The sequence below is a fragment of the Actinomadura sp. NPDC048955 genome (assembly GCF_040649435.1).
Taxonomy (GTDB): domain Bacteria; phylum Actinomycetota; class Actinomycetes; order Streptosporangiales; family Streptosporangiaceae; genus Spirillospora; species Spirillospora luteofluorescens.
In genome coordinates this window covers 37,239-60,590 of sequence record NZ_JBEZJI010000003.1, presented here as the reverse complement: position 1 = coordinate 60,590, position 23,352 = coordinate 37,239, and the positions used below count along the sequence as shown (strand labels likewise).

The 23,352-nt window shown below is 73.3% G+C and carries 21 protein-coding genes; 10 read left to right on the top strand and 11 right to left on the bottom strand.

Annotated elements, in window-relative coordinates:
• Positions 1-119 precede the first annotated feature (119 nt).
• Positions 120-1,712 carry a CocE/NonD family hydrolase gene (locus AB0C84_RS04110; protein WP_361060938.1) on the bottom strand — a complete coding sequence of 531 codons (1,593 nt, stop codon included), beginning with the start codon at positions 1,710-1,712 and terminating at the stop codon, positions 120-122.
• 95 nt (positions 1,713-1,807) lie between these two features.
• On the opposite strand from AB0C84_RS04110, the gene AB0C84_RS04105 reads away from it, so the two are divergent.
• Together AB0C84_RS04105 and AB0C84_RS04100 are read left to right on the top strand one after the other, a co-directional pair.
• A complete protein-coding gene (locus tag AB0C84_RS04105; RefSeq protein WP_361060936.1) occupies positions 1,808-2,713 on the top strand; it encodes an arginase family protein in 906 nt (301 codons plus the stop codon).
• 3 nt (positions 2,714-2,716) lie between these two features.
• On the top strand, positions 2,717-3,553 hold the full coding sequence (locus tag AB0C84_RS04100; protein WP_361060934.1) for a hypothetical protein: 837 nt from the start codon (positions 2,717-2,719) through the stop codon (positions 3,551-3,553).
• 6 nt (positions 3,554-3,559) lie between these two features.
• Here the strand turns inward: AB0C84_RS04100 and AB0C84_RS04095 are convergent, their stop codons facing one another.
• Both AB0C84_RS04095 and AB0C84_RS04090 read right to left on the bottom strand, forming a co-directional pair.
• Entirely contained in the window at positions 3,560-4,675 is a 1,116-nt protein-coding gene (locus AB0C84_RS04095) for a hypothetical protein (protein ID WP_361060932.1), read from the bottom strand.
• 74 nt (positions 4,676-4,749) lie between these two features.
• The gene (locus AB0C84_RS04090) at positions 4,750-6,087 is read right to left on the bottom strand and encodes an LCP family protein (protein ID WP_361060930.1); all 1,338 of its coding nucleotides are present in this window, start codon (positions 6,085-6,087) and stop codon (positions 4,750-4,752) included.
• A 283-nt stretch (positions 6,088-6,370) separates the two neighbouring features.
• On the opposite strand from AB0C84_RS04090, the gene AB0C84_RS04085 reads away from it, so the two are divergent.
• Positions 6,371-6,526 (top strand): hypothetical protein, encoded by a 156-nt coding sequence (locus tag AB0C84_RS04085; protein WP_258945609.1) that lies wholly within the window; start codon positions 6,371-6,373, stop codon positions 6,524-6,526.
• Here the strand turns inward: AB0C84_RS04085 and AB0C84_RS04080 are convergent.
• Complete coding sequence (locus AB0C84_RS04080) at positions 6,510-7,001, bottom strand: ATP-binding protein (protein ID WP_361060928.1); 492 nt, start codon at positions 6,999-7,001, stop codon at positions 6,510-6,512. The two genes, AB0C84_RS04085 and AB0C84_RS04080, sit on opposite strands and share 17 nt — an antisense overlap.
• Before the next feature lie 174 nt (positions 7,002-7,175).
• Between AB0C84_RS04080 and AB0C84_RS04075 the strand changes: the two genes are divergently transcribed.
• A complete protein-coding gene (locus AB0C84_RS04075; protein ID WP_361060926.1) occupies positions 7,176-8,576 on the top strand; it encodes a HAMP domain-containing sensor histidine kinase in 1,401 nt (466 codons plus the stop codon).
• Here AB0C84_RS04075 and AB0C84_RS04070 read toward each other — a convergent pair.
• Positions 8,551-9,423 carry an NAD(P)-binding domain-containing protein gene (locus AB0C84_RS04070; protein WP_361060924.1) on the bottom strand — a complete coding sequence of 291 codons (873 nt, stop codon included), beginning with the start codon at positions 9,421-9,423 and terminating at the stop codon, positions 8,551-8,553. The genes AB0C84_RS04075 and AB0C84_RS04070 overlap by 26 nt on opposite strands.
• A gap of 92 nt (positions 9,424-9,515) precedes the next feature.
• On the opposite strand from AB0C84_RS04070, the gene AB0C84_RS04065 reads away from it, so the two are divergent.
• Positions 9,516-12,569: a BTAD domain-containing putative transcriptional regulator gene (locus AB0C84_RS04065; RefSeq protein WP_361060922.1), complete on the top strand. Its 3,054-nt coding sequence runs from the start codon at positions 9,516-9,518 to the stop codon at positions 12,567-12,569.
• Positions 12,566-13,441, top strand: coding sequence for an arylamine N-acetyltransferase (locus AB0C84_RS04060; RefSeq protein WP_361060920.1), 876 nt, complete (start codon positions 12,566-12,568; stop codon positions 13,439-13,441). Before AB0C84_RS04065 ends, AB0C84_RS04060 begins: the two co-directional genes overlap by 4 nt.
• Positions 13,442-13,637: 196 nt before the next feature.
• Here the strand turns inward: AB0C84_RS04060 and AB0C84_RS04055 are convergent, their stop codons facing one another.
• A complete protein-coding gene (locus AB0C84_RS04055) occupies positions 13,638-16,349 on the bottom strand; it encodes an AAA family ATPase (RefSeq protein ID WP_361060918.1) in 2,712 nt (903 codons plus the stop codon).
• 107 nt (positions 16,350-16,456) lie between these two features.
• Between AB0C84_RS04055 and AB0C84_RS04050 the strand changes: the two genes are divergently transcribed.
• Complete coding sequence (locus tag AB0C84_RS04050; protein WP_179845533.1) at positions 16,457-17,011, top strand: hemerythrin domain-containing protein; 555 nt, start codon at positions 16,457-16,459, stop codon at positions 17,009-17,011.
• A gap of 52 nt (positions 17,012-17,063) precedes the next feature.
• Positions 17,064-17,252, top strand: a complete 189-nt coding sequence (locus AB0C84_RS04045) for a hypothetical protein (RefSeq protein WP_179838061.1) — start codon at positions 17,064-17,066, stop codon at positions 17,250-17,252.
• 22 nt (positions 17,253-17,274) lie between these two features.
• Here the strand turns inward: AB0C84_RS04045 and AB0C84_RS04040 are convergent, their stop codons facing one another.
• From AB0C84_RS04040 to AB0C84_RS04030, 3 genes are all read right to left on the bottom strand, one after another.
• Entirely contained in the window at positions 17,275-18,045 is a 771-nt protein-coding gene (locus tag AB0C84_RS04040; RefSeq protein ID WP_361060916.1) for an MgtC/SapB family protein, read from the bottom strand.
• A 125-nt stretch (positions 18,046-18,170) separates the two neighbouring features.
• Entirely contained in the window at positions 18,171-18,362 is a 192-nt protein-coding gene (locus AB0C84_RS04035) for a hypothetical protein (protein ID WP_361060914.1), read from the bottom strand.
• 11 nt (positions 18,363-18,373) lie between these two features.
• Positions 18,374-18,733, bottom strand: a complete 360-nt coding sequence (locus AB0C84_RS04030) for a DUF3140 domain-containing protein (RefSeq protein ID WP_361060912.1) — start codon at positions 18,731-18,733, stop codon at positions 18,374-18,376.
• A gap of 151 nt (positions 18,734-18,884) precedes the next feature.
• Here AB0C84_RS04030 and AB0C84_RS04025 point away from each other — a divergent pair, with 151 nt between their 5' ends.
• Both AB0C84_RS04025 and AB0C84_RS04020 read left to right on the top strand, forming a co-directional pair.
• Complete coding sequence (locus AB0C84_RS04025; protein WP_361060910.1) at positions 18,885-20,351, top strand: ornithine decarboxylase; 1,467 nt, start codon at positions 18,885-18,887, stop codon at positions 20,349-20,351.
• A 91-nt stretch (positions 20,352-20,442) separates the two neighbouring features.
• A complete protein-coding gene (locus AB0C84_RS04020; protein ID WP_361060908.1) occupies positions 20,443-21,276 on the top strand; it encodes a phosphoribosylaminoimidazolesuccinocarboxamide synthase in 834 nt (277 codons plus the stop codon).
• A gap of 48 nt (positions 21,277-21,324) precedes the next feature.
• Here AB0C84_RS04020 and AB0C84_RS04015 read toward each other — a convergent pair whose 3' ends face one another.
• Together AB0C84_RS04015 and AB0C84_RS04010 are read right to left on the bottom strand one after the other, a co-directional pair.
• Positions 21,325-22,677 (bottom strand): glycosyl hydrolase family 18 protein, encoded by a 1,353-nt coding sequence (locus tag AB0C84_RS04015; protein WP_361060906.1) that lies wholly within the window; start codon positions 22,675-22,677, stop codon positions 21,325-21,327.
• 165 nt (positions 22,678-22,842) lie between these two features.
• A complete protein-coding gene (locus AB0C84_RS04010; protein WP_179845529.1) occupies positions 22,843-23,232 on the bottom strand; it encodes a YccF domain-containing protein in 390 nt (129 codons plus the stop codon).
• Positions 23,233-23,352: the final 120 nt, after the last annotated feature.

Genomic DNA, 23,352 nt, shown 5'->3' with positions numbered 1-23,352 from the left:
GCCGGGCCATCGCGGCTTTGCCCGGCCTTGTCGGCGAACGGGCCACCGTGTGCGATGAACGGAACACGCTGCGCGTTCGGGCGCGATGAGCGGCCTGCGTGGTCGCGCCGGCGGGGTGGTCAGGGTCTCCAGACGGGGAGGTGGACGGCCGAGGGGTGGTCGGCGTCGCGGAGGATCTCGAAACGGGTGCGCCGGGCCGCGACGGCCTGTCCCGCGGGCTCCGGGGTGCCGTGGTTGCGAGCGAAGCGGGGGAACGCGCCGCCCGCGAGCATGACGCGCAGGCGGTGGCCGCGCCGGAAGCGGTACGCGGTCGGATGCATCTCGATCTCGGCGCGGACGGTCCCGGTGGACGTGAGGCGCAGGATGCCGTCGGTGACGTTGCGGGAGACGCCGCTCCGGTCGACGTCGCAGAGGCGGACGAACAGGTCGCCCCGACCGGTGCTGGTGCGCACGTGGATCGTCGCCGAGACGGGCCCGATCAGGTCGAGGTCCTCGGTCAGCGGCGCGCCGGTGAGGACGACCACGTCGTCCCGGCGTTCGAGAGGGCCGTTGTCGCGCTGCTTTCCCTTGCCGGGTGACAGGAGCGGGCCGCCGACGTTGGGAGTCGGGTCGAAGGGGTCGTAGGTGAACGTGGCGGGGTCCGCGTCAGGCCCGTCCCAGACGAGGCCGCGGGACAGGTAGAGCGGCGTGGGCCTGGTCTCGGGAGGGGGCCACTGGCCGAAGTCCAGCCAGGTGCTGGCCTGTTGCAGGTGAAGCCTCACCGGCGCCCTACGAAGTTGGGCCTGGTCGCCGTTCAGGTGGGCGTTCAGCCAGGAGACCTGGTCGTGGAGCGTCGCGCGGAGGGCTTTGGCGTCGTGTCCCCAGGGGCCGATGGTGATGCGGACCTGGCGTCCCTCCGCGTGCATGGTGGCGAAGTCCCTGAGCTGGCCGCGCAAGAAGAGGTCCCACCAGCCCGTGACCATCGTGGTGGGCGTGGTGGTCGCGGGGACGGCGGCGCTGTGGTCGGTGCCCTTCCAGAAGTCGTCGCCCGGCCCGGCATGGGACGCGACCTCGCGCAGGAACGATTCCGGACGTCCGATGGCCGCGAGGTCGGCCTCGCCTACCGGCAGGTGCCGCATCGCATGCCGGACGCGTCTGTTGTGGAACGGCCGCCTCCTCTCGTCCTGCGTGCCCATCAAGGACGACCAGACAAGGGTGTTGTGCAGGGCGAGAGCACCACCGGGGTAGAAGGAGCTGGCGAACTCGGACGAGGTGATGCCGAGCCCCATCGCGGCGAGCGGCGGGTCCGCGTAGGGCGCGACGGCCCACTCGGTGAACCCGAGGTAGCTCGCGCCGACCATCGCGACCCTTCCGTCGCACCAGGGCTGCGCGCGGAGCCACTTGAGCGTGGCCAGGCCGTCGTCCTTCTCGTCGTGGAACGCGTGGAACTCGCCGCCCGACCCGAAGACGCCGCGCACGTTCTGCACGACGACCTGGAACCCGCGCCGGGTCAGGACCCCCGCGAACAGCCGGACGACGGCCTGCCGCTTGCCGTAGGGGGTGCGCATGAGCACGACGGGCAGCGGTCCCGCGCCGAGCGGCCGGTACAGGTCGGCGACGAGCACGACGCCGTCCGGCATGGGCACCCGCAGGTCCCGCGCCGACTCGGCGTGCGGGGACGCCGGCTCGGGGAGGCCGAGGAGGCGGTCGACGAGTCGTCCCGGAGCGGTCATCGGACGTCCCTTTCCGTTCCGTCTGTTGCTGAGCTTCCGGACGTTCCGGCTTTCGGGTGGTAGGCCGGGTTGCCACGGTGTTCTAGATTGCAGGAATGATCGCAGTGCTCGACGCACCGTCCAACCTGGGGCTCCGCCCGCCGCGCGAGGATCACGAGCCCGGCGTGCGCCGGCTGGCCCGCGCGCTGCGCGGCCACGACATCGTCGGCCGCCTGCGGGCCGGGGACGCCGGCCGCGTGGACCCGCCGCCCTACGTTTTCGGCCCGGACCACGAGACCGGCTACCTGAACGGCCCCGGCCTCGCCGACTACACCGAGCGGCTCGCGGCCCGCGTCGGCGAGGTGCTGGACCGGGGCGAGTTCCCGATGGTGCTCGGCGGTGACTGCGGCATCCTCCTCGGCCCCATGCTCGCGCTGCGCCGCCGCGGCGCGTACGGGCTGGCGCACCTGGACGGGCACGATGACTACTCGCCCCGGCGGGACCCGTCGGCGGCCGCGGGACGGCTGACGGCGGGCGGGTCGGCGCTCGGCCTCGTCACCGGGCACGGCCCCGCCGCCCTCACCGACGTCGAGGGGCTGCGCCCCTACGTGGCGGAGGAGCACGTCGCGCACATCGGCGTCCAGCGGGAGCCCGAGGACTTCGAGCTGTTCGACCTGGACGCGTTCGAGGCCTCGCGCGTGCGCCGCTTCCCGATCGAGTACATCCGCGAGCACGGCGCGGGCGCGGCCGCCGAAGGGGCGCGGGCGCACCTGGAGGCCGCCCCGATCGAGGGGTACTGGATCCACCTGGACGCCGACATCCTCGACAAGAGCGTGATGCCGGCCGTCGACTCCCCCAACCCGGACGGCCTGTCGTTCGAGGAACTGGCGTCCGTCCTCCGGACGCTGGTGGCGAGCCCGCGCGCGGTGGGCATGCACATCGCCATCTACGACCCGGAACTCGACCCGGACGGCACGGCCGGCGCGGCCCTCACCGACACGGTCGCCGCGGCGTTCTCCTAGACCGTGTCGGCCAACGTCCACTTCGTCTCCAGCGAGGTGGTCGACCCCGCTGCGGTCCAGGCGCTGGTCGTGTCGTTGGGCGGTGGTCACGATCCTGCCCACGACGAACCGGGCGAGGCGACCCTCGTCCGGGACGGCGCGGGCGTCAACGTCTCCACGCGGGGCGTCGCGGAGGCGGACCGCAAGCACGCCCACGTCGCCGCGTGGGACCGGGCGCTCGGTTCGCCCGCGCGGACCCGGGTGACGATAGAGCTGATCGGCGGGGACCCCGCCCAATGGCTCGCCGCCGAGATCGTGCTGGCCGCCGCCGACCGATGGCACCTCGTCATCGACGATCTCGCGGACGAGGTGGTCACGGTCCCGGATTTCGAGCGGCGGCTGGCGCGGCGCCAGGGCGGCTTCTTCCTGCCGGACGATCGGCTCGATCCCTCGCCCGCCGCGCGGCGCCGCCATCGCACGAAGGACGCCACGCTGCTCCTGCCGGGCGACGTCCCCGCCGAGGGGGTCTTCGGGCTCGTCCGGTCACTCGGCGGACGTCCCGTCCCGGACGGACACGCCGGTGTGGCTCTCTCACGCGGCACCGCGCGGGTGTGGGTGCATGCGCGGCCACCCGGGTTCGCGGGCGTCCCGCCTCAGGACGTCCTGGGCGCGCCGCCCTACAACGCGGTGGTGCTTGAGGTTTTCGAGGCGGACGGTTCACAGCTCCTGGCGGTCGAACTCGTGGAGGCCGCCGCCGTGCACTGGCCGCTCCTGGTGCAGGGTTTCAGGGAGCAGTTGATGACGGTGGACGACGTACGGGCGCGCGTCGCGATGGACGCGGATGACGTCTTCGACCCGTGACGTCCCTCAGATGGCCGTCAGGCGTTCGTATTCGTAGAGGACGCTGGCGAACTCGCCCGTCGGCACCTCGCAGGTGTGGCCGGGCAGCCACAGGTGCTCCAGGCGGACGGTCTGGACGTCCATGCGGATGTGGCAGGCATTGCCCGTGTGCTCCCAGCCTGGACGAGCCGCGCGGACGACTTCCAGGTGGTGGCGGTGGCTCTGCATGTCGTGGAGCAGGAACGCCGTGAGGACGTGCCGCGGCCCGTTCACCGACGGCGTGAACGCGCTGGCACTGGACGCCGCGGTCGCCAGGTCGGCACCGGAGTCGGCGAGTTCGGGGAAGAACACCTTGACGCGCCGGACGATGCCGCCGATCTCGATGGGCTGGCAGGGAAGCCGCAGAACGGCCTCCGGGTCGACGTAGCCGTGCACGGGCACCCCGGCCACGACACCCGACCACGCGCCAGGGATCCCGTTCAGGAAGCGGGCCTCGGTCAAGGCGTTCCCCAGCTCGCCCATAAGGCGTTCCGGGTCGATGCCCTTCGGCATGAAGGTCTTGGTGCCGCTGCGTAGGCGCTTCCCCGTCTCGTCCAGGACGGCGAGGTCGGCCCAGCAGGCGCCCGAGCCGGTCTCCATGACGCCGTGCGGAAGGCAGGCGTCGGGGTGCGGCGTCAGCCCTGCCAGGTCCTCCAGCACGGTGCGCGGGGTCTGGACGAGGCCCCATCCCTGCGTCCGGCGGGACACCGAGCCGAGGGCGAGGGAGGCGGCCATCGGCTCGCCGTTGCCCGGCCTGCCGAGGTCGCGCTCCAGGCTGCGGCGGCTCTTGAGGACGCCGACCTGGTGGAGGTACTCGTCCAGGCATCGCCGCAGGACGGCCGGTTCGAGGTCGCAGGACGCCCATCCGGCGACGTCGCGCACGTGCACGGTCGTGCCGTCGAAGTCGAGGCGGTGGTAGCGGTACTGCTCCTGCCAGGGCCGGGCCGCGCCGTCGTTCAGCCGCCCCTGGGCGCGCGCTATCGCGGAGACGTCCTCCCCCAGGTCGTTGATGAGAAAGTCGCGCAGCGGGGCGTGCAGGGGGTCGGTCTCCACCGCCACCCGCACCCCATCACTGCGGAACCGCACCGGAAGCGACATCGCCATTCGGGTGATTATGCCGATAAGCGAAGATCATCACCGGTATGGCTGAATGTTCGTTCCAAACGGATCACCACAGATCACGCCACCCGCTCGCAGACCTCGTCGCTCGCGCGGCTCTCGCCGCGCTGGACCGGGACGCCGCCGGACGTCCGGACGCGCGTGAAGCCCGTCCCGATGACCAGGTCGACGACGCCGGGCGGCGTCTTGGCGCCCGGCGCGACCCGCGCACCCGGCAGGAGGCCCGCGAGCGCCCTCGCCTGCGGTTCCGCGCCCGTCCCGTAGCGGACGACGGTGGCCCGCGGGCGGGAGCCGAGGTTGCCGACGGCGGCGACCTGCCAGCCGGCGTCCTTGAGCTGCGCCGCCACCTGCGCGGCGCGGCCCTCGACCCCGGAGGCGTTGAACACCCGCGCCTTCCCCGGCCGCGCGCCCGGGGCCCTCGCCGGAGCCGGCGCCACCACGTCGTTGCGGAGCGCGTCGAAGAACTCGTTCGCGGCGGGCTGGGAGAGCGCCACCCGGTTGCGGTTCAGCGGGTACGCCCCGGACGGCACGGTGACGAAGCGCAGCTTCCCGGCGTCCAGGTCGCGCATGCCCTGCGCGATCTTCAGCATCGCCGCGACACTCAGCCCCCTGTCGGTGGTCAGCGACTCGGCCGTGGCTCTGAGCAGGGCGTTCAGGCGTCCCGGATCGGTGAGGACGCCCGCCCCCATCGCCTCCTTGGCGAGCGCGCCGAAGAAGTGCTGCTGCCGCCGGATGCGCTCGGTGTCGCTTCCGTTCCCGAAACCCTTGCGGCTGCGGACGTAGGCCAGGGCGTCCTCGCCCTTCAGGCGGTGCCGACCCTTGGTGAGGGTCAGCCCTGAGTCCTTGTCGTGGACGTCGGCCGTCACGCAGACGGGCACGCCGCCGACCGCCGTCGCGATCCGCTTGAAGCCCACGAAGTCCACCTGCACGAAATGGTCGATGCGGACTTTCGTGAGCTGCTCGACGGTGTGGACCGTGCAGGTAGGGCCCGCGCGAGCGATCGCCTCGTTCAGCATGGCGACGCCGCTGCCCGGTACCTTCGTCCCGTCCCTGCGGGTGCACGCCGGGATGGGGATCATCAGGTCGCGGGGGAAGCTGACGGCGATCGCCTGGCCGCCGCCGGGCGACAGGTGCAGCAGCACCATCGTGTCGGACGCGGGCGGCTTGTCCCGCAGGCCCCGCCCGTACCGGGCGTTGGCGCCCTCGCGCGTGTCCGACCCGAGCACGAAGATGTTGATCGCGCTGTTGAGCTTCCTGGGCCGGTTCCCACCGATCAGCCGGTCGACGTCCTCGTGCTGGACGGCGTTCTGCAGCCGCCAGTAGTACCCGTACGCGGACAGGCCGCCCGTCACCATCACCGCGGCCACCGCGACGGCGACCCAAGCCAGCAGCTTCATGAAGCCTCCCGGCATGTATCGCCGTTTCCCCGCCTTCGAGTTCACGCCCGCCGGGAATTAATGGTTGACACGCCGCCCGGAGGTATGGCTAACTATTCCCCATGAAGCTTTGATTCTTCTCCGGTTGAGCCGCCCCCGGCGTTGCCCGCGGGCCCGCTCCCGTCTCCATGGCGCTCCTCCATCGCACGGGCACGCGTGTGCCCTGCGGCGATGCGGCGTGCCCTCTCCACCTTTTCACGGCCTTTCACGGCCGAATTCAGACGTGCCCGGAGGTGATCTCTTCATGCGTGCCATGAACCATGAGACGAACATCGACCCCTTCTCCAAATCGCGAAAGAAGGGCAAGCGAAAGAACTCCGACCCCAGGTCGGCGAATTTCGCGAACAATCGCCGCAACGCCCGGCAGATGCCGACCCGGCAGCTCAACCGGGGCCGCTGACCGGCGTCCCCCGGCCCCGGCCCCGCTCCACCGCGGCGGCCGGGGCTCGGGCCTCCGGAGCTCGGGCCTCCGGGGCGGGGAACTCCGCCCACACCACCGTCCGGGCGCCGTCCGCCCGGAAGCCCCAACGCGACGCGAGCGCCTCCACGATGCGCATCCCGCGTCCCGACTCCGCGCCCGTCCCGTCCGTCACCCGCACGTGGGGGCGGCCGCCCGCGGCGCCGTCGTCTGCGACCTCAAGCCTGTATCCCCCGTCCCCGGCCAGGACCGCGACCCTCACCTGCCCTCCCTCCAGCCCGGACGCCGTGTGCGTGATCGCGTTCGCGACCGTCTCGCTCGCCACCAGGACCATGTCGTCCAGGGCGGGATGGCCGGCCGCCACGCTCCGGACGAAGCCGCGTGCGCCTCCGACCGACCGCCGCACGCCCGGCAGCGTGATCTCGCCGATCACCACACGGTCCCGCGTCCCGACCACAGCACCGCCTCCCCGTCCCGGCCGCCCTCACGTCCGGAAGGCAGCCCGTCACCCTCGATATACGGATCGCGGCCCTTGTCCTGTTCACGGCGCCTGCTCCGGCGCCGCCCGGGGTGCGGGCACGTCACACCGAGTCACTTAGAGTGACGGTGTGCACCCTTCCGGGAATCCACCGTGACGACGGGGAAGCGGGATCCCACCCGCCTCTGGGGCAGGCAACTGCTCTTCTCGGTGCGGGGGCGCGCGACTCTCATCACCGTCGCGGTGTCGGCGGTCATCCTGGTCCTGGCGCTCATCCTGATGCTGCTGCTGGCGAGGGACTGGGCGGAGAACAGGGTCGCGCGCCAGACGGAACGGACCGCCGAACGGATCGCGTTCGACCTGTCCCGGGGAAGGAACCCCGGCGTCATCGACGTCCTGCCCGGCGAGGCGCCGATGGTGCAGGTGGTGAACCCGCGCGGAGAGGTCGTGGCGGCCAGCGACGCGATCCGCGGGCGCCCGGCGCTCGCCACCGCAGACCTGGCGCGAGGCGAACTGCTGATCGACCAGCGGGTCTGCCCCCGTTCCCTGGACACGTGCGTGTGGGCGTTCGGTCTCCGTATCCGCACGTCCCCGTGGGGCGCGGACGTCATGGTCATCGCCGCGGCGCGCCTGCCCGGCCTGCTGAACGTGTGGCTCCTGCCGCTCGCCCTGTTCGGCCTGCTCGTCGCGCTGCTCAGCCTGATCGCGTGGTGGACGTGGCACACGATCGGGCAGGCGTTCGTCCCGATCGAGGTGATCCGTTCCGAGATGGCCGACCTGGACGCGCGGGGCCTGGACCACCGGGTGCCCGTCCCGGAGGCCGGCGGCGGGATCCAGAGCCTCGCCGAGACGGTCAACGCCACCCTCGACCGGCTGGAGGAGGCGGTGACCCGGGAGCGCCGCTTCGTCTCCGACGCCTCCCACGACCTGCGCAACCCGATCACCGGCCTCCAGACGCGGCTGGAGGTCGCCCTCGGCGAGCCGGACGACGCCGACTGGAAGCCGATGGTCCGCGGCGCGCTCCGCGACACGCGGCGCCTGAACGACATCGTCGCCGACCTCCTGGAACTGGCCCGGCTCGACGCCCGCACCCCCAAGCCCGTGGAACCGGTCGACCTCGCCGCCCTGGTCCGGCGGGAGGTCGGCCTGCGCGCGGGCGACGTCCCGATCAGGATGCGCCTGGAGCCCGGCGTGGTCGTGCGCGCGAACCCGGTCCGGCTGAGCCGGGTGCTCGGGAACCTGCTGGGCAACGCCGAGCGGCACGCCGAGTCGCGCATCGAGGTGACCGTGGCGCGCGACGGGGGCGACGCGGTCGTGGAGGTCCTGGACGACGGCTCCGGCATCCCCGAGGAGGCCCGCGAACGCGTCTTCGAGCGCTTCGCCCGGCTCAGTGAGTCGCGCGTCCGGGACCCCCAGGGCACCGGTCTCGGCCTGCCCATCGCCCGCGAGATCGCCGAGATCTACGGCGGTTCCCTGCGCATCGCCGACTCCCGCGTGGGCGCCCGGTTCGTCCTCCGCCTCCCCCTGATCAGCGGCGGCGGACCGCCTCGATGACGGCGGACAGCCCGTCCTCGCCGTGACCGGCCTCCACGGCACGCCAGAACAGGTCCCGCAGGGCGGTCGGGTTCGCGACGTCGATCCCGGCTTCGCGGGCGGCCTCGACGACGTGGTCGGCGCCGACGGCCTGCATGTGAAGGGTGTTGTCCTCGCCCGGGTAGACGCCGGCCTCGATCTCTTCCGTGATGTGCTTCACGAAGCCCATCGGCCCGTCGCCGCCCAGGGCGACCAGCAGAGACGCGGCGAACGGACGGAACTCCTGGGCGGAGACGCCCGCGGTGCCCAGCAAGGCCACGGCGTGCATGTAGGCGGTCAGGGTCGACCAGAAGAGGTAGAGCTGCGACTGGTAGTAAAGCATCGCCAGGCCCGGGTCCTCGCCGACGAACGTGACGTCCCCCAGCTCGCCCAGGGCTTCGCGGTGGGGGTCCAACGTCTGCTCGGGACCGCTGTAGAAGACGTAGGCGCCTGGCTGGCCGATGCCTGGCGGGGGCACCATGATTCCGCCGGTGAGCAGGACGCCGCCCCGCTCGGACACCCATGCGCTCGCACGGCGCAGTTCGCCGGGGCTGCCTGAGCTGAGATTGACGATGACGCGTCCTTCGAGGTCCGCGCCGTCGAGCGACTCGAACATCGCCTTGTAGTCGGTCTGGCTGACGACGACCAGCTCGGAGGCCGCGAGGGCCTCGGCAGCGGTGGGGGCGAGGGTCGCACCTTCCTCCACCAAGGGGGCCGCCTTGGACGCCGTCCGGTTCCAGACCGTGGTCGGGTGGCCGTTCTTCAGGAACGTCCTGGCCATCGTCGCGCCCATCGGCCCGAGACCGATGACGGTCACTGGAGATGTCACTTGTCCTCCTGGATGTGTGTTTCCTCCACCCTCGTCTTGGGCGCTACGGACGTGCTGCGGGTCTGTCCGTAGCGCTGGCTACGCTGGACGGTGTGCGCTTCGGGGTGCTGGGACCGCTCGCGGTGTGGACGGACGCCGGGACGCCCGTGCGCGTGCCGGAGACGAAGGTCCGCACGCTGCTCGCCGTCCTGCTCACCCGTCCCGGACGCCCCGTCCCGGTCGATCGGCTGATCGACGCCCTGTGGGGCGACCGGCCGCCTCGCAACCCGGTCGGAACGCTCCAAGCCCGGGTCTCGCAGCTCCGGAAGGCGCTGGAGGACGGCGAGCCGGGCGGCCGGGGCCTCGTCGCCGCCCGTCCGCCCGGGTACGTGCTCGACGCCGGTCCGGAGGCGGTCGACGCCGCGCGGTTCGCGGCGGCGCTCGGCCGCGACGCCGCCGACCCCCTCACCCGCAAGCGGCTGCTCGGCGACGCGCTCGCGCTGTGGCGCGGGCCGGCCTTCGCCGATTTCGCCGACGCCGAGTTCACCCGCAGCGCGATCATCGAGCTGGAGGAGGGGCGGCTCGTCGCGCTGGAGCGGCACGCGCAGGCCCGGCTCGACCTCGGCGAGCACGCGGCGGTGGCGGCCGAGCTGGCCGCGCCGGCGGCCCGCCATCCGCTGCGCGAGCGGCTGCACGCCCTCCACCTGCGCGCCCTGCACCTGGCCGGGCGGCAGGGCGAGGCGTTCGCGGGCTACCACGAGCTGCGCGAGCGGCTCGCAGAGGAGCTGGGCGCCGACCCGGGGCCCGAGCTGGCGGAACTCCACCGCTCGATGCTCGCGGAGGGCCCCGCCCCGCCGCGGCCGGCGCCCCGGCTGCCCGCCGCGCTCGACGAGCTGATCGGCCGCGAGGGCGCGGTCGAGCGGGGCCGCGCCCTGCTGGCCGAGCACCGGCTCGTGACGCTCACCGGCACGGGAGGCGTCGGCAAGACGCGGCTGGCCGTGGAGATCGCCTCGCGGTCGATCGCCGACCACCCCGACGGGGTGTGGATGGTGGAGCTCACCGCGCCCGACGACGTCCCCGGACAGGTCGCCCGCGCGCTGGGCCTGCGCGAGGAGACCGCCGGGAGCCCCCTCGCTGACGCGCTGCGAGGGCGGCGGGCGCTGCTCGTCCTCGACAACTGCGAGCACGTGCTCGAACCCGTCGCCGAGCTGGCCGGGCGGCTGCTCGCCGACGCGGCCGGGCTGCGCGTCCTCGCGACGTCGCGGGAGCCCTTGGGGGTCGCCGGGGAACGGCTGCAGCTCGTCCCGCCTCTCGACCCGCCCGGTCACGACGCCTCCCCTGACGCGCTGCGCGAGTCGGGCGCGGTCCGGCTGTTCGTCGCGCGGGCCGCGGCGGCGTCCCCCGGCTTCGAGCTGGACGCCGGCACGGCGCCGTGGGTCGCGGCGATCTGCCGTCGCCTGGACGGGGTGCCGCTCGCGCTGGAGCTGGCGGCGACCCGCGTCCGCGCGCTCGGGGTGCGGGAGCTGGCGGCGCGGCTGGACGACCGGTTCCGCGTGCTGGCGGGCGGGAGGCACGGCGGCCCGGCCCGGCAGCGGACGCTCCGCGCGGTGATCGACTGGAGCTGGGAGCTGCTCACCGGGCCCGAGCGGGTCGCGCTGCGGCGCCTCGCCGTCCACGCGGGCGGTTGCACGCTGGACGCGGCGGAGGCGGTCTGCGACGCGGGCGTCGACGTGCTCGCCAGGCTGGTCGACCGCTCCCTCGTCGTCCGGACGGAGGAAGGCCGGTACCGGCTGCTGGAGTCGGTCGCCGCCTACGCCCTGGAACGCCTGCGGGAGGCGGGCGAGGAGGACGAGTTCCGCCACCGCCACGTCCTGCACTACACCGGCCAGGCCGAACAAGCGGCGGAACGGCTGCGCGGTCCCGAACAGGGCCACTGGCTAAAGCTGCTCGACGAGGAGGCCGCGAACCTGCGCGCTGCCCTGGGAAACGGGACGGGATTCCGGCTCGTGAACGCGCTCGCCTGGTACTGGTACCTGCGGGGGCGCTTCGGGGAGGCCCGCCGTGCGTTCGCTGAGGCCCTGGCCGCCCATTCGCAGGCGTCCCCGGCCAGAACCGAGGCCGCGACGTGGCTGACCGCCTTCACCATGCTGGTCGGCGAAGGCACCGATTCAGAGGAGCTTCGGCAAGCCGCCTTGGCCGAACACGACGATCCGCTCGCCAAGGCCAAGGCCGAGTGGCTGCTGAGCCACGTGCACTGGGCGTATGGGGATCTGGCCGTGAACGAGCGACGCATCGACCACGCCTTGGCCGTGTTCCTGGAGCGGGACGACCCCTGGTTCACGGCCGCCGCGCTCGCGACCCGGGCCAAGCTGGCCGTCGGGCACGGCGATCTGGCCGCCATGGAGCGGGACGCGGTGCGCAGCGCAGCGCTGTTCGCCGAGCTCGGCGACCCGTGGGGGCGGCTGGAGGCGTCCGACGCACTCGTCCGGCGCGCCGAGATCACCGGCGACTACGCCGAGGCCGCGCGGCTGCTGCGCGACGGGCTCCGGCTGGCCGAGGAGTCGCGGATGTGGCCGGAGGCATCGTTCCGGATGTCGGGCCTCGGCCGCGTCGCGCTCCTCACCGGCGCCCTCGGCGAGGCGCGCGACCTGCACGAGCGGGCGCTCGACCTGGCGCGGCGGCACATGGCCCGGTCGGCCGAGGAGTTCGCCGAGGTCGGGCTCGGGCTCGTCGCCCGCGCCCGCGGCGACCTCGACGCCGCCGAGCGGCACCTGCGCGCCCGGCTCGACTGGCTGCGCGGCATCGGCGGGACGGCCGGCCTCGCGTTCGCGCACGCCCAGCTCGGCTTCATCGCCGAGGAGCGCGGCGACGCTGGCGGCGCGCTGGCCCTGCACACCGAGGGGCTCGCCGCCGCCCGCGCCGTCGGCGACCCGCGCGCGATCGCGCTCGCGCTGGAGGGGCTGGCCGGGGCGCGGTCCCTGGCGGGCGACCACGCGGCCGCGGACGGGCTGCTCGCCGAGGCGGGCACGCTCCGTGCGGCGGCCGGCGCCGCGCTGCCGCCCGGCGAGCGGCGCGACGTCGAGCGGATCTCCGGGAGGATCCGGGACGCCCGCGGTGTTGTCGCGATCAACGGCGAGGCGTCGTCGCCGGGGGAAGGGAAGACATGAGCGAGGACCACGGCCACGGATGGCAGGGCGAGCTGCTCGACCTGCCCGCCTACCTGAAGCGCGTCGGCCACGACGGCGGCCTGGCCCCGACCGCCGCGACCCTGCGGGCCCTGCACCGCGCGCACGTCACGTCCATCCCGTTCGAGAACCTGGAGATCATGCTCGGGCGGCCGATCGAGCTGTCGCTGGACGCCGTCCAGGCGAAGCTGGTCGGGCGTCCGCGCGGCGGCTACTGCTTCGAGCACAACCGGCTGTTCGCGGCGGTGCTGGAGCGGCTCGGGTACGAGGTCGCGGCGGTGGCGGGGCGGGTGACGCTGGGGGCGGCGAAGATCCTGCCCGCCACGCACGCGCTGCTGCACGTCCGCCCGCCGGACGCGTCGCGGGACGAGCCGGCGTGGCTGTGCGACGTCGGGTTCGGCGCCGGCCCGCTGGAGCCGCTGCGGCTCGTGGACGGTGAGGAGGCCGTCCAGGACGGCTGGGGCTTCCGGCTCCGGCGAGGCCGCACCGTCACCACCTGGACCCCGCACACGGCGGAGTGGGAGATGCACCAGCGCGGCCCGGGCGGCTGGGTCCAGCGGCACACGTTCGTGCTGAACGAGGTGTTCCGCATCGACTTCGAGGTGGGCAGCTACTACGTGTCGACCAGCGCGCGTTCGCCGTTCACGACCCGCCCCTTCGTGCAGAAGTTCTCGTCCGACGCGCTCCGCGTCCTGGACGGGACGAAGCTGACCGTCACCCGCCCGGACGGAACCGCCGAGTCCCGCACCCTGGCCCCCGAAGACGTACCGGGAACGCTGGCCGAGGACTTCGGAATCGTCCTGGAAGGGGAGGACCCCGATCGGCTCATAGAGTTCGTGCGCGCGAGGAGCTGACTCGGCCACGCGCGCGAACGCGTGACCTGCCCGGTGGAGCGAAGCCGGAGGCGAGCGGAGCCGGGCAGATCGCGAAGCGATGCCGCGTTCGCCCAGGCCCGGTCACGTAGCGAGCCGCAAGGCGAGCGAAGTGGGCCGGGACTGTGAAAACACAGCCGCCAGGCGAGCGAAGTGGGCCAGGACGTGGAAACACGGACTAACCCAGGTCGAGGCGGGCCAGGGCCGCTCTCGTGGTGACGCCGAGCTTGGGGTAGGCCTTGTAGAGGTGGTAGCCGACGGTCCGGGGACTGAGGAACAGCTGGGCGCCGATCTCCCGGTTGCTCAGGCCCGTCGCCGCCAGCCGGGTGACCTGGAGTTCCTGCGGGGTGAGCCGGGCGGCGAGGTCGTCCCGGGCGGCCGGGTCGTCGCGGCCGCCGGTGAGGCTCTCCCCGGCGGCGCGCAGTTCCGTCCGGGCACGTTCCGTCCAGGGTGCGGCGCCGAGTCGCTCGAACGCCTCCAGTGCCGCGTGCAGCCGCGCTCGTGCGTCGTTCCTGCGACGTGACCTCCGCAGCCACTCCCCGTACAGCAGCTCGGTGCGCGCCTGCTCGAACGGTGTCCCTCCCTCGCGGTGCAGATCGAGGGCCTTCGAGTACAGCGGGTCTGGGTCGTCCGTAACCAGGAGGGCCGCGCAGCGTGCCGCGACGGCCTGCGCCCAGGGCTGCTGAGTCTGCGCGGCCCAATCGGCGTGCCAGGCGGCGGCGTCCCGCGCGCGCTCTGGGACACCGGCTCTGACGGCCGCTTCGACCATGTCGGGCAGAGCGGCGATGGCGCCTTGCCGGGTGGGCCCGGCGACGACGTCGGCGAGACGTTCCAGAGCCGCCTCGTACCGGCCGAGCCCGAGGTCGAGCAGGCTGCGCGCGGCGGCGGCGTGCACGTTGCTCGGCGGGAGGCCGCGTGACAGCGCCTCCTCTGTCAGTTTCAGGCAGCGCTCCTCGTCGCCCTGGATCGCGGCGAGCTGGCCCAGGCTGGTGTCGAGGTAGACGCGGATGCGGTGCTGGCCGGTGTCGGCGGCGATCCGCGCGCCCTCCGTCGCGCCGGTCAGCGCGTCGCGGAACCTGCCGAGCAGCAGGTCGGTCCGGGTCCGGAGCATCAGGACGGGCGCGAGCAGCCCGATCGCGCCCCGGTCGCGGAAGCGCCGCTCCAGGTCGGCCGCGACCTCGGCCGCGCCCCGCACGTCGCCGATCATGAGATGCCACATGCCCGCGCGGATCCGGTCGCGCGGCGCGTAGCAGGCGCCCATCGCGTCCATCAGCTCGCGCAGCGCCGCCACGCCGTCCGCCGGATCGGCGTCCGCGAGCGGGTTCTGCCCGGCGAACACCCTGCTCAGCGCCCGCAGGTGCGGCGCGTTCGGGACGCCGAGGCGCACGCCCTCGGCGGCGATGCCGTCCATCGCGGCGAAGTCCCCGGCGTTGGCGGCGGCGGCCGCGGCCTGGAAGTACAGGTAGCCGGACGTGCGGGGATCGAGCCGCGTGACCGACGCCGCCGTCTCGGCGAACAGCCGGTGGGCGTCCCCCGCCCGGTCCTGCTCGTCGGCGAGCGACGCCCGGATCAGCGTCAGCTCCGCCCGCGCCAGCGGGTCCGGCAGGTCGGCCTCCGCCCGCGCCGCCAGCTCGACCGCGCGCTCGGGCAGCCCCGCGTCGGCCGACGCCCGCGCCGCCGCGGCCAGCCGCCGGCCGCGCTCGGCCGGGTCCGGGGTGAGATCGGCGGCGGCCTCGTACATGGCGGCGACGGCCGCGTTGCCGCCCGCGTTCCGCTCGGTCTCGGCGGTCCTCTCCAGCACGGCCGCGACGTGCTCGTCCGGTTCCGTCACCGAGCGGGCGAGATGCCAGGCGTGGTGGCAGACGTCGCCGCGCTCCAGGTACGCCTCCGCCAGCGCCTTGTGGGCGGCCAGGCGCAGGCCGAGCGTCGCCTCCCGCACGGCGGCGGTGCGGATCAGCGGGTGCCGCACCTCCAGCCGCCCGTCGGACGTGGTGCGCAGCAGGCCCGCGCGCTCGGCGGGCTCCAGGTCGTCGATGGAGGCGGCGGCGCCGGAAAGGCCCGCCGCCTTCACCACCACCCCGGCGTCGCCGAGATCGTCGACGCCGACCAGCAGGACGAGCCTGCGCGCCGGCTCCGGCAGCGCGGCGATCCGCTCGGCGAACGACCGCAGGATCCGCTCGTAGGCCGACCCGTGCCCGCCCCGGCCCGGAAGTTCGAGCAGCGCGAGCGGGTTGCCCATCGCCCCGGCGAGGATCTCCCGCCGGACGTGGCCGGGCAGGCCCGGGGCCCGGTCGGCCAGCAGCGCATCCGCCGCGTCCCCGTCGAGGCCGCGCAGGTGCAGCTCCGGCAGCCCCTGCGCGACGAACTCGGGGGCGGCGCATTCCGGCGCGACCGCGTCGCGGGCCGCGAACACGACCGCGATGGGTTCGGCGTCGAGGCGGCGGGCGGCGAACAGCAGCGCCTCCGCGGACGCGCCGTCCATCCAGTGCGCGTCGTCGACCAGGCAGAGCAGCGGCCGCTCCTCCGCCAGGTCGGACAGCAGGGTCAGCACCGCGAGCCCCACGAGGAACCGGTCGCTCTCAGCCTCCGGGCCGCCCATGTTGAGGGCGGCTCGCAGCGCCTCGGCCTGCGCGTCCGGCAGGCCGCCGATCCGGTCGAGGTGGCGGCCGAGCAGCAGGTGCAGGCCCGCGTACGGCATGCCGCTCTCGGTCTCGACGCCCGTCCCGCGCAGGACGCGCATGCCGTCCGCGGCGCCGGCGGCGTGGTCGAGGAGGGCGGACTTCCCGATCCCGGCCTCGCCGCGCAGCACGAGGGTCCCGCTGCGCCCGGCGCGGGCCCGGTCGAGGAGTCCGTCGATCGCGGCCAGTTCCCCGTCCCGCCCCAACAGCATGCGCTCACCCTACTCAGCCCGCCGCGCCGCCCGGATGGTTGAAGCCCTCACCTCGGGTATCGCCACGAATCGAGCCCGAGAAGACGAACACTCACTGGAGGTTGGACATGGCCGACCAGGCCACGAAGGAGAACGTCGTCGATCTGCTGCTCGCGCAGCACGAGGAGATCCGCCACCTCGCCACGACCGTGGAGAAGAACCACGGCAAGGTGCGCAAGGACGCCTTCGACCGGCTGCGCAGGCTTCTCGCCGTGCACGAGACCGCCGAGGAGGAGGTCGTCCACCCGTTCGCCCGGCGCGCCGGCGACGGCTCCCGGGTGGTGGACGAGCGGCTGGAGGAGGAGAACAAGGCCAAGGGCGTCCTGTCGGACCTGGAGAAGATGGACCCCGAGTCCGTCGAGTTCGAGGAGACGTTCGCCAGGTTCCACCGGGACCTCGACGCGCACGCCTCGCACGAGGAGAAGGAGGAGTTCCCGCGCATCGCCCGCGAGGCCACGCCCGAGCAGATGCGCGGCATGGCCGCGGCCGTCAAGCTCGCCGAGGCGGTCGCCCCGACCCATCCCCACCAGGGGACGGAGTCGCCCACCAAGAACCTCGCGCTCGGCCCGATGGCGGCCGTCGCCGACCGCGTCCGCGACGCCATCGGCAAGGCCCGCGGCTGACCCGCGCGACCCGGGCGGCCCGCCGGGCCGTCCCTTCCCTGAGGAGGGTGCGATGACCGACCGCAGGAACGACGAGGACAAGCCGCTCGCCGACCGGCGCGCCGAGGCCGGGGCGCCGCAGGAGGACGACGCCGACGTGGGGGCCGAGCACACGCCCGGCCCCACCGACCCGCCGATCGCCGAGGCCGAGACCCCGGGCGGGGAGGACGACGGCTACAGCCCGCAGACCGAGGTCCCCTGACCCGCCCGGGGCTCCCGGCCCCTCACTCGGCGTCGTCCCGGTCGGCCCCGACCGTGACGCCGACGACGTCGTCCAGTTCGCTCAGGACCGCAGCGAGGTCCGGGACCGAGCCCGTTCCCTCCAGCGTGAGCGACACCACGGCGTTGCCCGGCCGCCGCCGGTCGGGTTCGCGCCGGTCCCGGCGCTCGTCGCGGCCCCGGTCGGAGTCGTCCGGCAGGTGGTCGCGGTCGACGTCGACCTCCAGGATCACGAAGTCGCGCCGCGTGGACTCCATCAGGACCTGCCGCAGTACGCCGTGCCCGTCCCGGTAGACGATCCGCATCCGCGCGACCCCGGCCCGGCGGTACCGCTCCAGCGGCAGCCTCTTCGTCAGCCCGCTCAGCCCGTAGACGACGAGGAAGTGGATCGCGGTGACCGCCACCGCGAGGACCGGCAGCCCGCCGCCGGCCGCCATGCCGACGGCCGCGGTCACCCACACGACGGCGGCGGTCGTGAGGCCGCGCACCGCGTCCCGGCGGACGAAGATCAGCCCGCCGCCGATGAAGCCGATGCCGGACACGATCTGCGCCGCGACCCGGGAGGGATCCAGCGACACGTTCCCGGGGACGTTCTCAAAGCCGTACTTGCTGACCAGCATGAACAGGGCCGCGCCGACGCCGACGAGGGTGTGCGTGCGCAGTCCCGCGCTCTTGTTGCGCAGCCCTCGTTCCAGACCGATCGCGGCCGACAGCACCATGGCGAGCAGCAGCTCGCCGATCTCCACCCAACCCTGCCCGGGGGACAACTCGAACACCCTCGTACCACCCCTCCCTCTTCCGTTGTCAATCGGCCGCACGCCCCGGCCGGACGGAACCGGCCCGCGCAGCAGCAGACGGGAGGCCGCCCCGGACTCTCTCCGGGACGGCCTCCAACCTGCTGCTACGAGGGGTGCGGCGGCTTCTGCGCCGGCGGTGTGCCGCCGCCCTTGCCGCCGCCCCTGTTCCCCTTGTCGGTGCCGTGCGCGTGGCCCTTGGCCCTCGTCGACTTCGGGTCGGTGGCCTCGGGCGCGGGCTCGTCCGTCACCGCGGTCTTCCCGGACCGCCGGAGCTCGGGCTGCTGCGGGTTCGGCATGCTCTCGCCTCCTAGGCGCTGGACGGTTCGGGACGCAGCGGGTCGTGCCCCACGCTCATCAGCGCGTGGCGCCACTCCTCGTCCCGTTCCGCGTTCGGCGGCCGGTGCTCCAGGCGGTCCTCCACGTAGCCGACGACCTCCTGCATCACCTCCCCGTCGCTTTCGGTCAGGTCGACCTTCCGCTTGCGCAGCACGTCCACCACGCGGGCTCCCAGCTCGGACACCCCGGGGCCGGGGCCGTCGGCCGGGAACGCCGCCTCGCCGGACGCGTCCGTGAGCAACCAGGTGCGCAGTTCGTCGGAGGTCATGTTCACGAGCCGGTGGAAGTCCTCCCACGCCAGCTCCACCTCGGGCGATACGCGGTCCTTCATAAGCACATCTCCCTGTACGGGTTCACGGCCGCCGTACCCGGAGACCGCTGCCCCATACGTCCTAGCTTGTCTCACTTGAAGGTGAATTGGCGCGCGGGGGCGGCCGGAGCGGCCCGCGTTAGGGCCAAAACCGTCCGGGAACACGTCCCGCATGGACCACTCGCAAGCCCCCGTCCTGGACGCCCTTGCCGCCTACCACCGCGAGAAGCAGCTCCCCTTCACCCCGCCCGGCCACAAGCAGGGCCGCGGCGCGGATCCGCGCGCCCGCGAGGTGCTCGGCGACGCGGTGTTCCGATCCGACGTCCTCGCCATCTCCGGCCTGGACGACCGGGAGTCGGGCAACGAGGTGCTGGAGCGCGCCCAGGAGCTGATGGCCGACGCCGTCCGCGCCGAGCAGGCGTTCTTCTCGACGTGCGGCAGCTCCCTGTCGGTCAAGAGCGCGATGCTGTCGGTCGCGGGCCCGGGCGAGAAGCTCCTGGTCGGGCGGGACGCCCACAAGTCGGTCGTCTCGGGGCTGATCCTCTCCGGCGTCCGCCCCGTCTGGGTCGAGCCGCAATGGGACGCGACCCGGCACCTGGCCCACCCGCCCTCGCCCGCCGCGTTCGCGGCGCGCTTCCGGGAGCACCCCGACGCGCGCGGCGCCCTCGTCACCAGCCCGACGCCCTACGGGACGTGCGCCGACCTCTCCGCGATCGCCGCCGTCTGCCACGAGCACGGCAAGCCGCTCATCGTGGACGAGGCGTGGGGCGCGCATCTGCCGTTCCACGAGGACCTGCCCACGTGGGCCATGGACGCCGGCGCCGACGTGTGCGTGACGAGCGTCCACAAGATGGGCGCCGGGCTGGAGCAGGGCTCGGTCTTCCACCAGCAGGGCGACCTGGTCGACCCGGACGTCCTCAAGGCCCGGGAGGACCTGCTCGGGACGACCAGCCCGTCCGTCCTGATCTACGCGGGCCTCGACGCGTGGCGCCGGCAGATGGTCGAGCACGGGCACGCCCTGCTGCGGGACGCGCTGGACCTGGCGGCCGACGTCCGCGCGCGGATCGCGGCCATCGACGGCTTCGACGTCCAGGGCCGGGAGGAGCTCACCGGCCCCGGGCTCGCCCGCGATCTCGACCCGCTGCCCGTCGTCATCGACATCGCCGGCCTCGGCGTCACCGGCTACCGGGCCGCCGACTGGCTGCGCGAGCACCACCGCGTCAACCTGCACCTGGCCGACCACCGGCGGATCAGCGCGCAGCTCACCTTCGCCGACGACAAGGACACGGCCGCCGCGCTGCTCGCCGCCCTGCGCGACCTCCGCTCCCACCTCGACGACCTGCGAGGGGAGCCGGCCGTCGAGGTGCCGTCGCCCGAGGACCTGCGGCTCGAACTCGCCGTCCTGCCCCGGGACGCGTTCTTCGGCCCGGCGGAGCAGGTGCCCGCGTCCGAGGCCGCCGGCCGCGTCTGCGCGGAGATGCTGACCCCGTACCCGCCCGGCATCCCGGCCGTGCTGCCTGGCGAGCGGATCAACGAGCCGGCCCTCAGATACCTGCGCTCAGGCGTCGCCGCCGGGATGGTCGTCCCGGACGCGGCGGACGGCACCCTCGACAGCGTGCGGGTGTTCGTCGAGGGGTAGCGGGCCCGGCATGGCGGGCCGGAGCCGCCGCAGGTCGCGGGGCGGCGCTGTGGAAGACTCCTACCGGCACGGCGGCTAGATGGGGAGCGTCATGGAGTTGGTCCACTCGGGCAAGGTCAGGGACGTCTACGCGGACGGCGACGAACTGATCCTCGTCGCGTCCGACCGGGTGAGCGTCTACGACGTCGTCCTGCCGACCCCGATCCCCGACAAGGGGAAGATCCTCACGCAGCTGTCCCTCTGGTGGTTCGAGCGGCTCGCCGACATCATCCCGAACCACGTCGTGTCGGCCACCGACGTGCCGCGGGAGTGGGCCGGGCGCGCCATCCGCTGCCGCCGCCTCACCATGCTGCCCGTCGAGTGGATCGCGCGCGGGCACCTCGCCGGGCTCGGCCTGAAGGAGTACCAGAAGTCGGGCACGGTGTCGGGCGTCCCCCTGCCGGACGGCCTGGTCGAGGCGTCCCGGCTGCCGGAGCCGATCTTCACCCCGACCACCAAGGCCACCGAGGGCCACGACGAGTTCATCACCTACGACGACGTGGTCCGCGAGATCGGCGACGACACCGCCGCGCGCCTCAAGGACGTCACCCTGGAGATCTACCGGCGCGGCGCGGCCCTCGCCGCCGAGCGCGGCATCATCATCGCCGACACCAAGCTGGAGTTCGGGCGCGCCGCCGACGGCACCCTCGTCCTCGGCGACGAGGTGCTCACGCCCGACTCGTCCCGCTTCTGGCCCGCCGACCAGTGGGTGCCCGGCCGCCCGCAGCACTCCCTCGACAAGCAGTTCGTGCGCGACTGGAGCAGCACGCTCGACTGGGACCGCACCCCGCCCGGCCCCGCCATCCCCGACGAGGTCGTGGAGGCCACCCGCGCCCGCTACACCGAGGTCTACGAACGCCTGACCGGCACCCCCTGGACCTCCTGAGGCCCTGGGGAGGACGGGCCCGGCGGATGCCGCCGGGCCCTCCCCTCATCAGCGGCCCTGGAGGCCGCGGGCGTTGTCGCCGAACGTCCAGCTCTTCGACCCGTCCCAGTTGATGGACCAGGTCATCAGGCCCTTCAACTGGCCGTTGAAGTGGTTCCACGCCTGGCCGACGAGGCCCGGCGACATGTAGCCGCCGCCCGCGCCCGGCTGCGCGGGAAGCCCCGGGGCCTGCTTGTCGTAGGGGACCTTGATGGTGGTGCCCTGGACGGTCAGGCCGTTGTTCAGGCACTCGGTCTGCTTCACGAAGCCCTCGACCGTCCCGGCGGAGTAGGAGTCGCCCGAGCAGCCGTACATGCTGCCGTTGTAGTACTGCATGTTCAGCCACCACAGCCGGCCGTTGTCCGCGTACTTCTTGACGATCGGCAGGTAGGCGCCCCAGATGGAGCCGTAGGTGACGCTGCCGCCGGTCACGTACGCGGTCTCGGGCGCCATCGTGAGCCCGAAGCCGGACGGCATCTGGCCGAGCACGCCGTCGATGATGCGGATCAGGTTGGACTGCGACGCCGACAGCTGGTTGATGTTCCCGCTGCCCGACAGGCCCGTCTCGATGTCGATGTCGATGCCGTCGAAGTTGTACCTCTTCAGGATCGGCACGACCGTCTGGACGAACCGGTCGGCGACGGTGCTGGAGCTGAGGTCGATGCCCGCGGCGGCGCCGCCGATCGACATCAGGATGGTCGCGCCCGCCGCCTTCGCCGCGCACATCTGGGCGGGGGTGGAGACCTTGACCGTCGCGTCCATGCCGTCCTCCCACAGGACGGTGCCGTCCGAGCGGATGACGGGGAACGCCGCGTTGATCACGTTGTAGCCGTGCTGCTTGATCACGGGGTTGTCGATCGGCGTCCAGCCGAACGGCGGGTGGACGCCGTTGGACGAGCCGTCCCAGTTCTCCCAGTAGCCCTGGAGGATCTTGCCCGCGGGCTTCGGCTTCACCGCGCAGGTCTCGTCCCCGCCCGGCGGCGGGGTGGTCGGCGGGTCCGTGGTCGGCGGCGTCGTCGGCGGGGTGGTGGGCGGCTCGGACGTGTCGCAGGTGCCCAGCTCGCGCCACAGCGTGGCGGTGGACGCGGGGTTCCAGCCGGCGCCCGGGTAGGCGGTGTGGGCGACGATCGCCTCGTAGCCGTGGCCGCTGTAGACGACCTTGTCGCCGACCTTGTACGAGGTACCCTCCGCCCACGCCGGATACGTGCAGGCGACCGCGGACGCGGGCTGGGCCGACGACGGCGCCGACACCGCGACCAGGGTGCCGAGCGACAGGACGGCGGCGGCCGCGGCGGAGGCCAGCGCGGCGCCGGCCGCGCGGCCGGACGGTCTGTGCTTGAAGTGCGCGTGCTTGAGCTTCACGGGGACGACTCCTCAGCTGAGCGGGACAGAGGAGCCGGTGCAGGAGCCGTACAAGTCCCGTGGGGACGGGGCTCTCCCAGAGCAAGGCACATACGACCGGCGTGGACGCCAGTTAGAGGGTAACCGCCCCGTCCGACCCCGTGAAGCCCTGGGAAGAGGGGCCGTTCAGAAGGTCGCGGTGCGGTCCGACGGGACGATCTCCTGGCCCAGCGGGGTGAGCGAGATCGGGATCAGCTTGAAGTTGGCGATGCCGAACGGGATCCCGATGATCGTGATGCAGAGCAGGACGCCGGTGACGAGGTGCCCGAGGGCCAGCCACCACCCCGCGAAGACGATCCAGATGATGTTCCCGATGAGCGAGCCCGCGCCCGCGTCCCGCCTCGGCACGGTCGTCCGGCCGAACGGCCACAGCGCGAAGCCCGCGATGCGGAACGAGGCGATGCCGAACGGGATGGTGATGATGAGGATGCAGCAGATCACCCCGGCGACCACGTAGCCCATCGCCATCCAGAAGCCCGCGAGGACCAGCCAGAGGACGTTCAACAGCGTGCGCACGAGTTCCCCCCGAGAGTAATCAAATGCTGTTATTTCACACCGTCCCCGCCCTCAAACCATGCGCCACCGCGCTGTGACCCTGCTTGACCTTGACACGGTGACAAGCTCTTCACTGCGACC

What these genes read in the sequence shown, in the direction of transcription:
- AB0C84_RS04050 (WP_179845533.1), top strand. Translation starts at nt 16,457, where the DNA reads ATGGCCGACCAGGCCACGAAGGAGAACGTCGTCGATCTGCTGCTCGCG.
- AB0C84_RS04090 (WP_361060930.1), bottom strand. Translation starts at nt 6,087, where the DNA reads ATGAAGCTGCTGGCTTGGGTCGCCGTCGCGGTGGCCGCGGTGATGGTG.
- AB0C84_RS04105 (WP_361060936.1), top strand. Translation starts at nt 1,808, where the DNA reads ATGATCGCAGTGCTCGACGCACCGTCCAACCTGGGGCTCCGCCCGCCG.
- AB0C84_RS04110 (WP_361060938.1), bottom strand. Translation starts at nt 1,712, where the DNA reads ATGACCGCTCCGGGACGACTCGTCGACCGCCTCCTCGGCCTCCCCGAG.
- AB0C84_RS04020 (WP_361060908.1), top strand. Translation starts at nt 20,443, where the DNA reads ATGGAGTTGGTCCACTCGGGCAAGGTCAGGGACGTCTACGCGGACGGC.
- AB0C84_RS04085 (WP_258945609.1), top strand. Translation starts at nt 6,371, where the DNA reads ATGCGTGCCATGAACCATGAGACGAACATCGACCCCTTCTCCAAATCG.
- AB0C84_RS04025 (WP_361060910.1), top strand. Translation starts at nt 18,885, where the DNA reads ATGGACCACTCGCAAGCCCCCGTCCTGGACGCCCTTGCCGCCTACCAC.
- AB0C84_RS04045 (WP_179838061.1), top strand. Translation starts at nt 17,064, where the DNA reads ATGACCGACCGCAGGAACGACGAGGACAAGCCGCTCGCCGACCGGCGC.
- AB0C84_RS04055 (WP_361060918.1), bottom strand. Translation starts at nt 16,349, where the DNA reads ATGCTGTTGGGGCGGGACGGGGAACTGGCCGCGATCGACGGACTCCTC.
- AB0C84_RS04035 (WP_361060914.1), bottom strand. Translation starts at nt 18,362, where the DNA reads ATGCCGAACCCGCAGCAGCCCGAGCTCCGGCGGTCCGGGAAGACCGCG.
- AB0C84_RS04030 (WP_361060912.1), bottom strand. Translation starts at nt 18,733, where the DNA reads ATGAAGGACCGCGTATCGCCCGAGGTGGAGCTGGCGTGGGAGGACTTC.
- AB0C84_RS04095 (WP_361060932.1), bottom strand. Translation starts at nt 4,675, where the DNA reads ATGGCGATGTCGCTTCCGGTGCGGTTCCGCAGTGATGGGGTGCGGGTG.
- AB0C84_RS04060 (WP_361060920.1), top strand. Translation starts at nt 12,566, where the DNA reads ATGAGCGAGGACCACGGCCACGGATGGCAGGGCGAGCTGCTCGACCTG.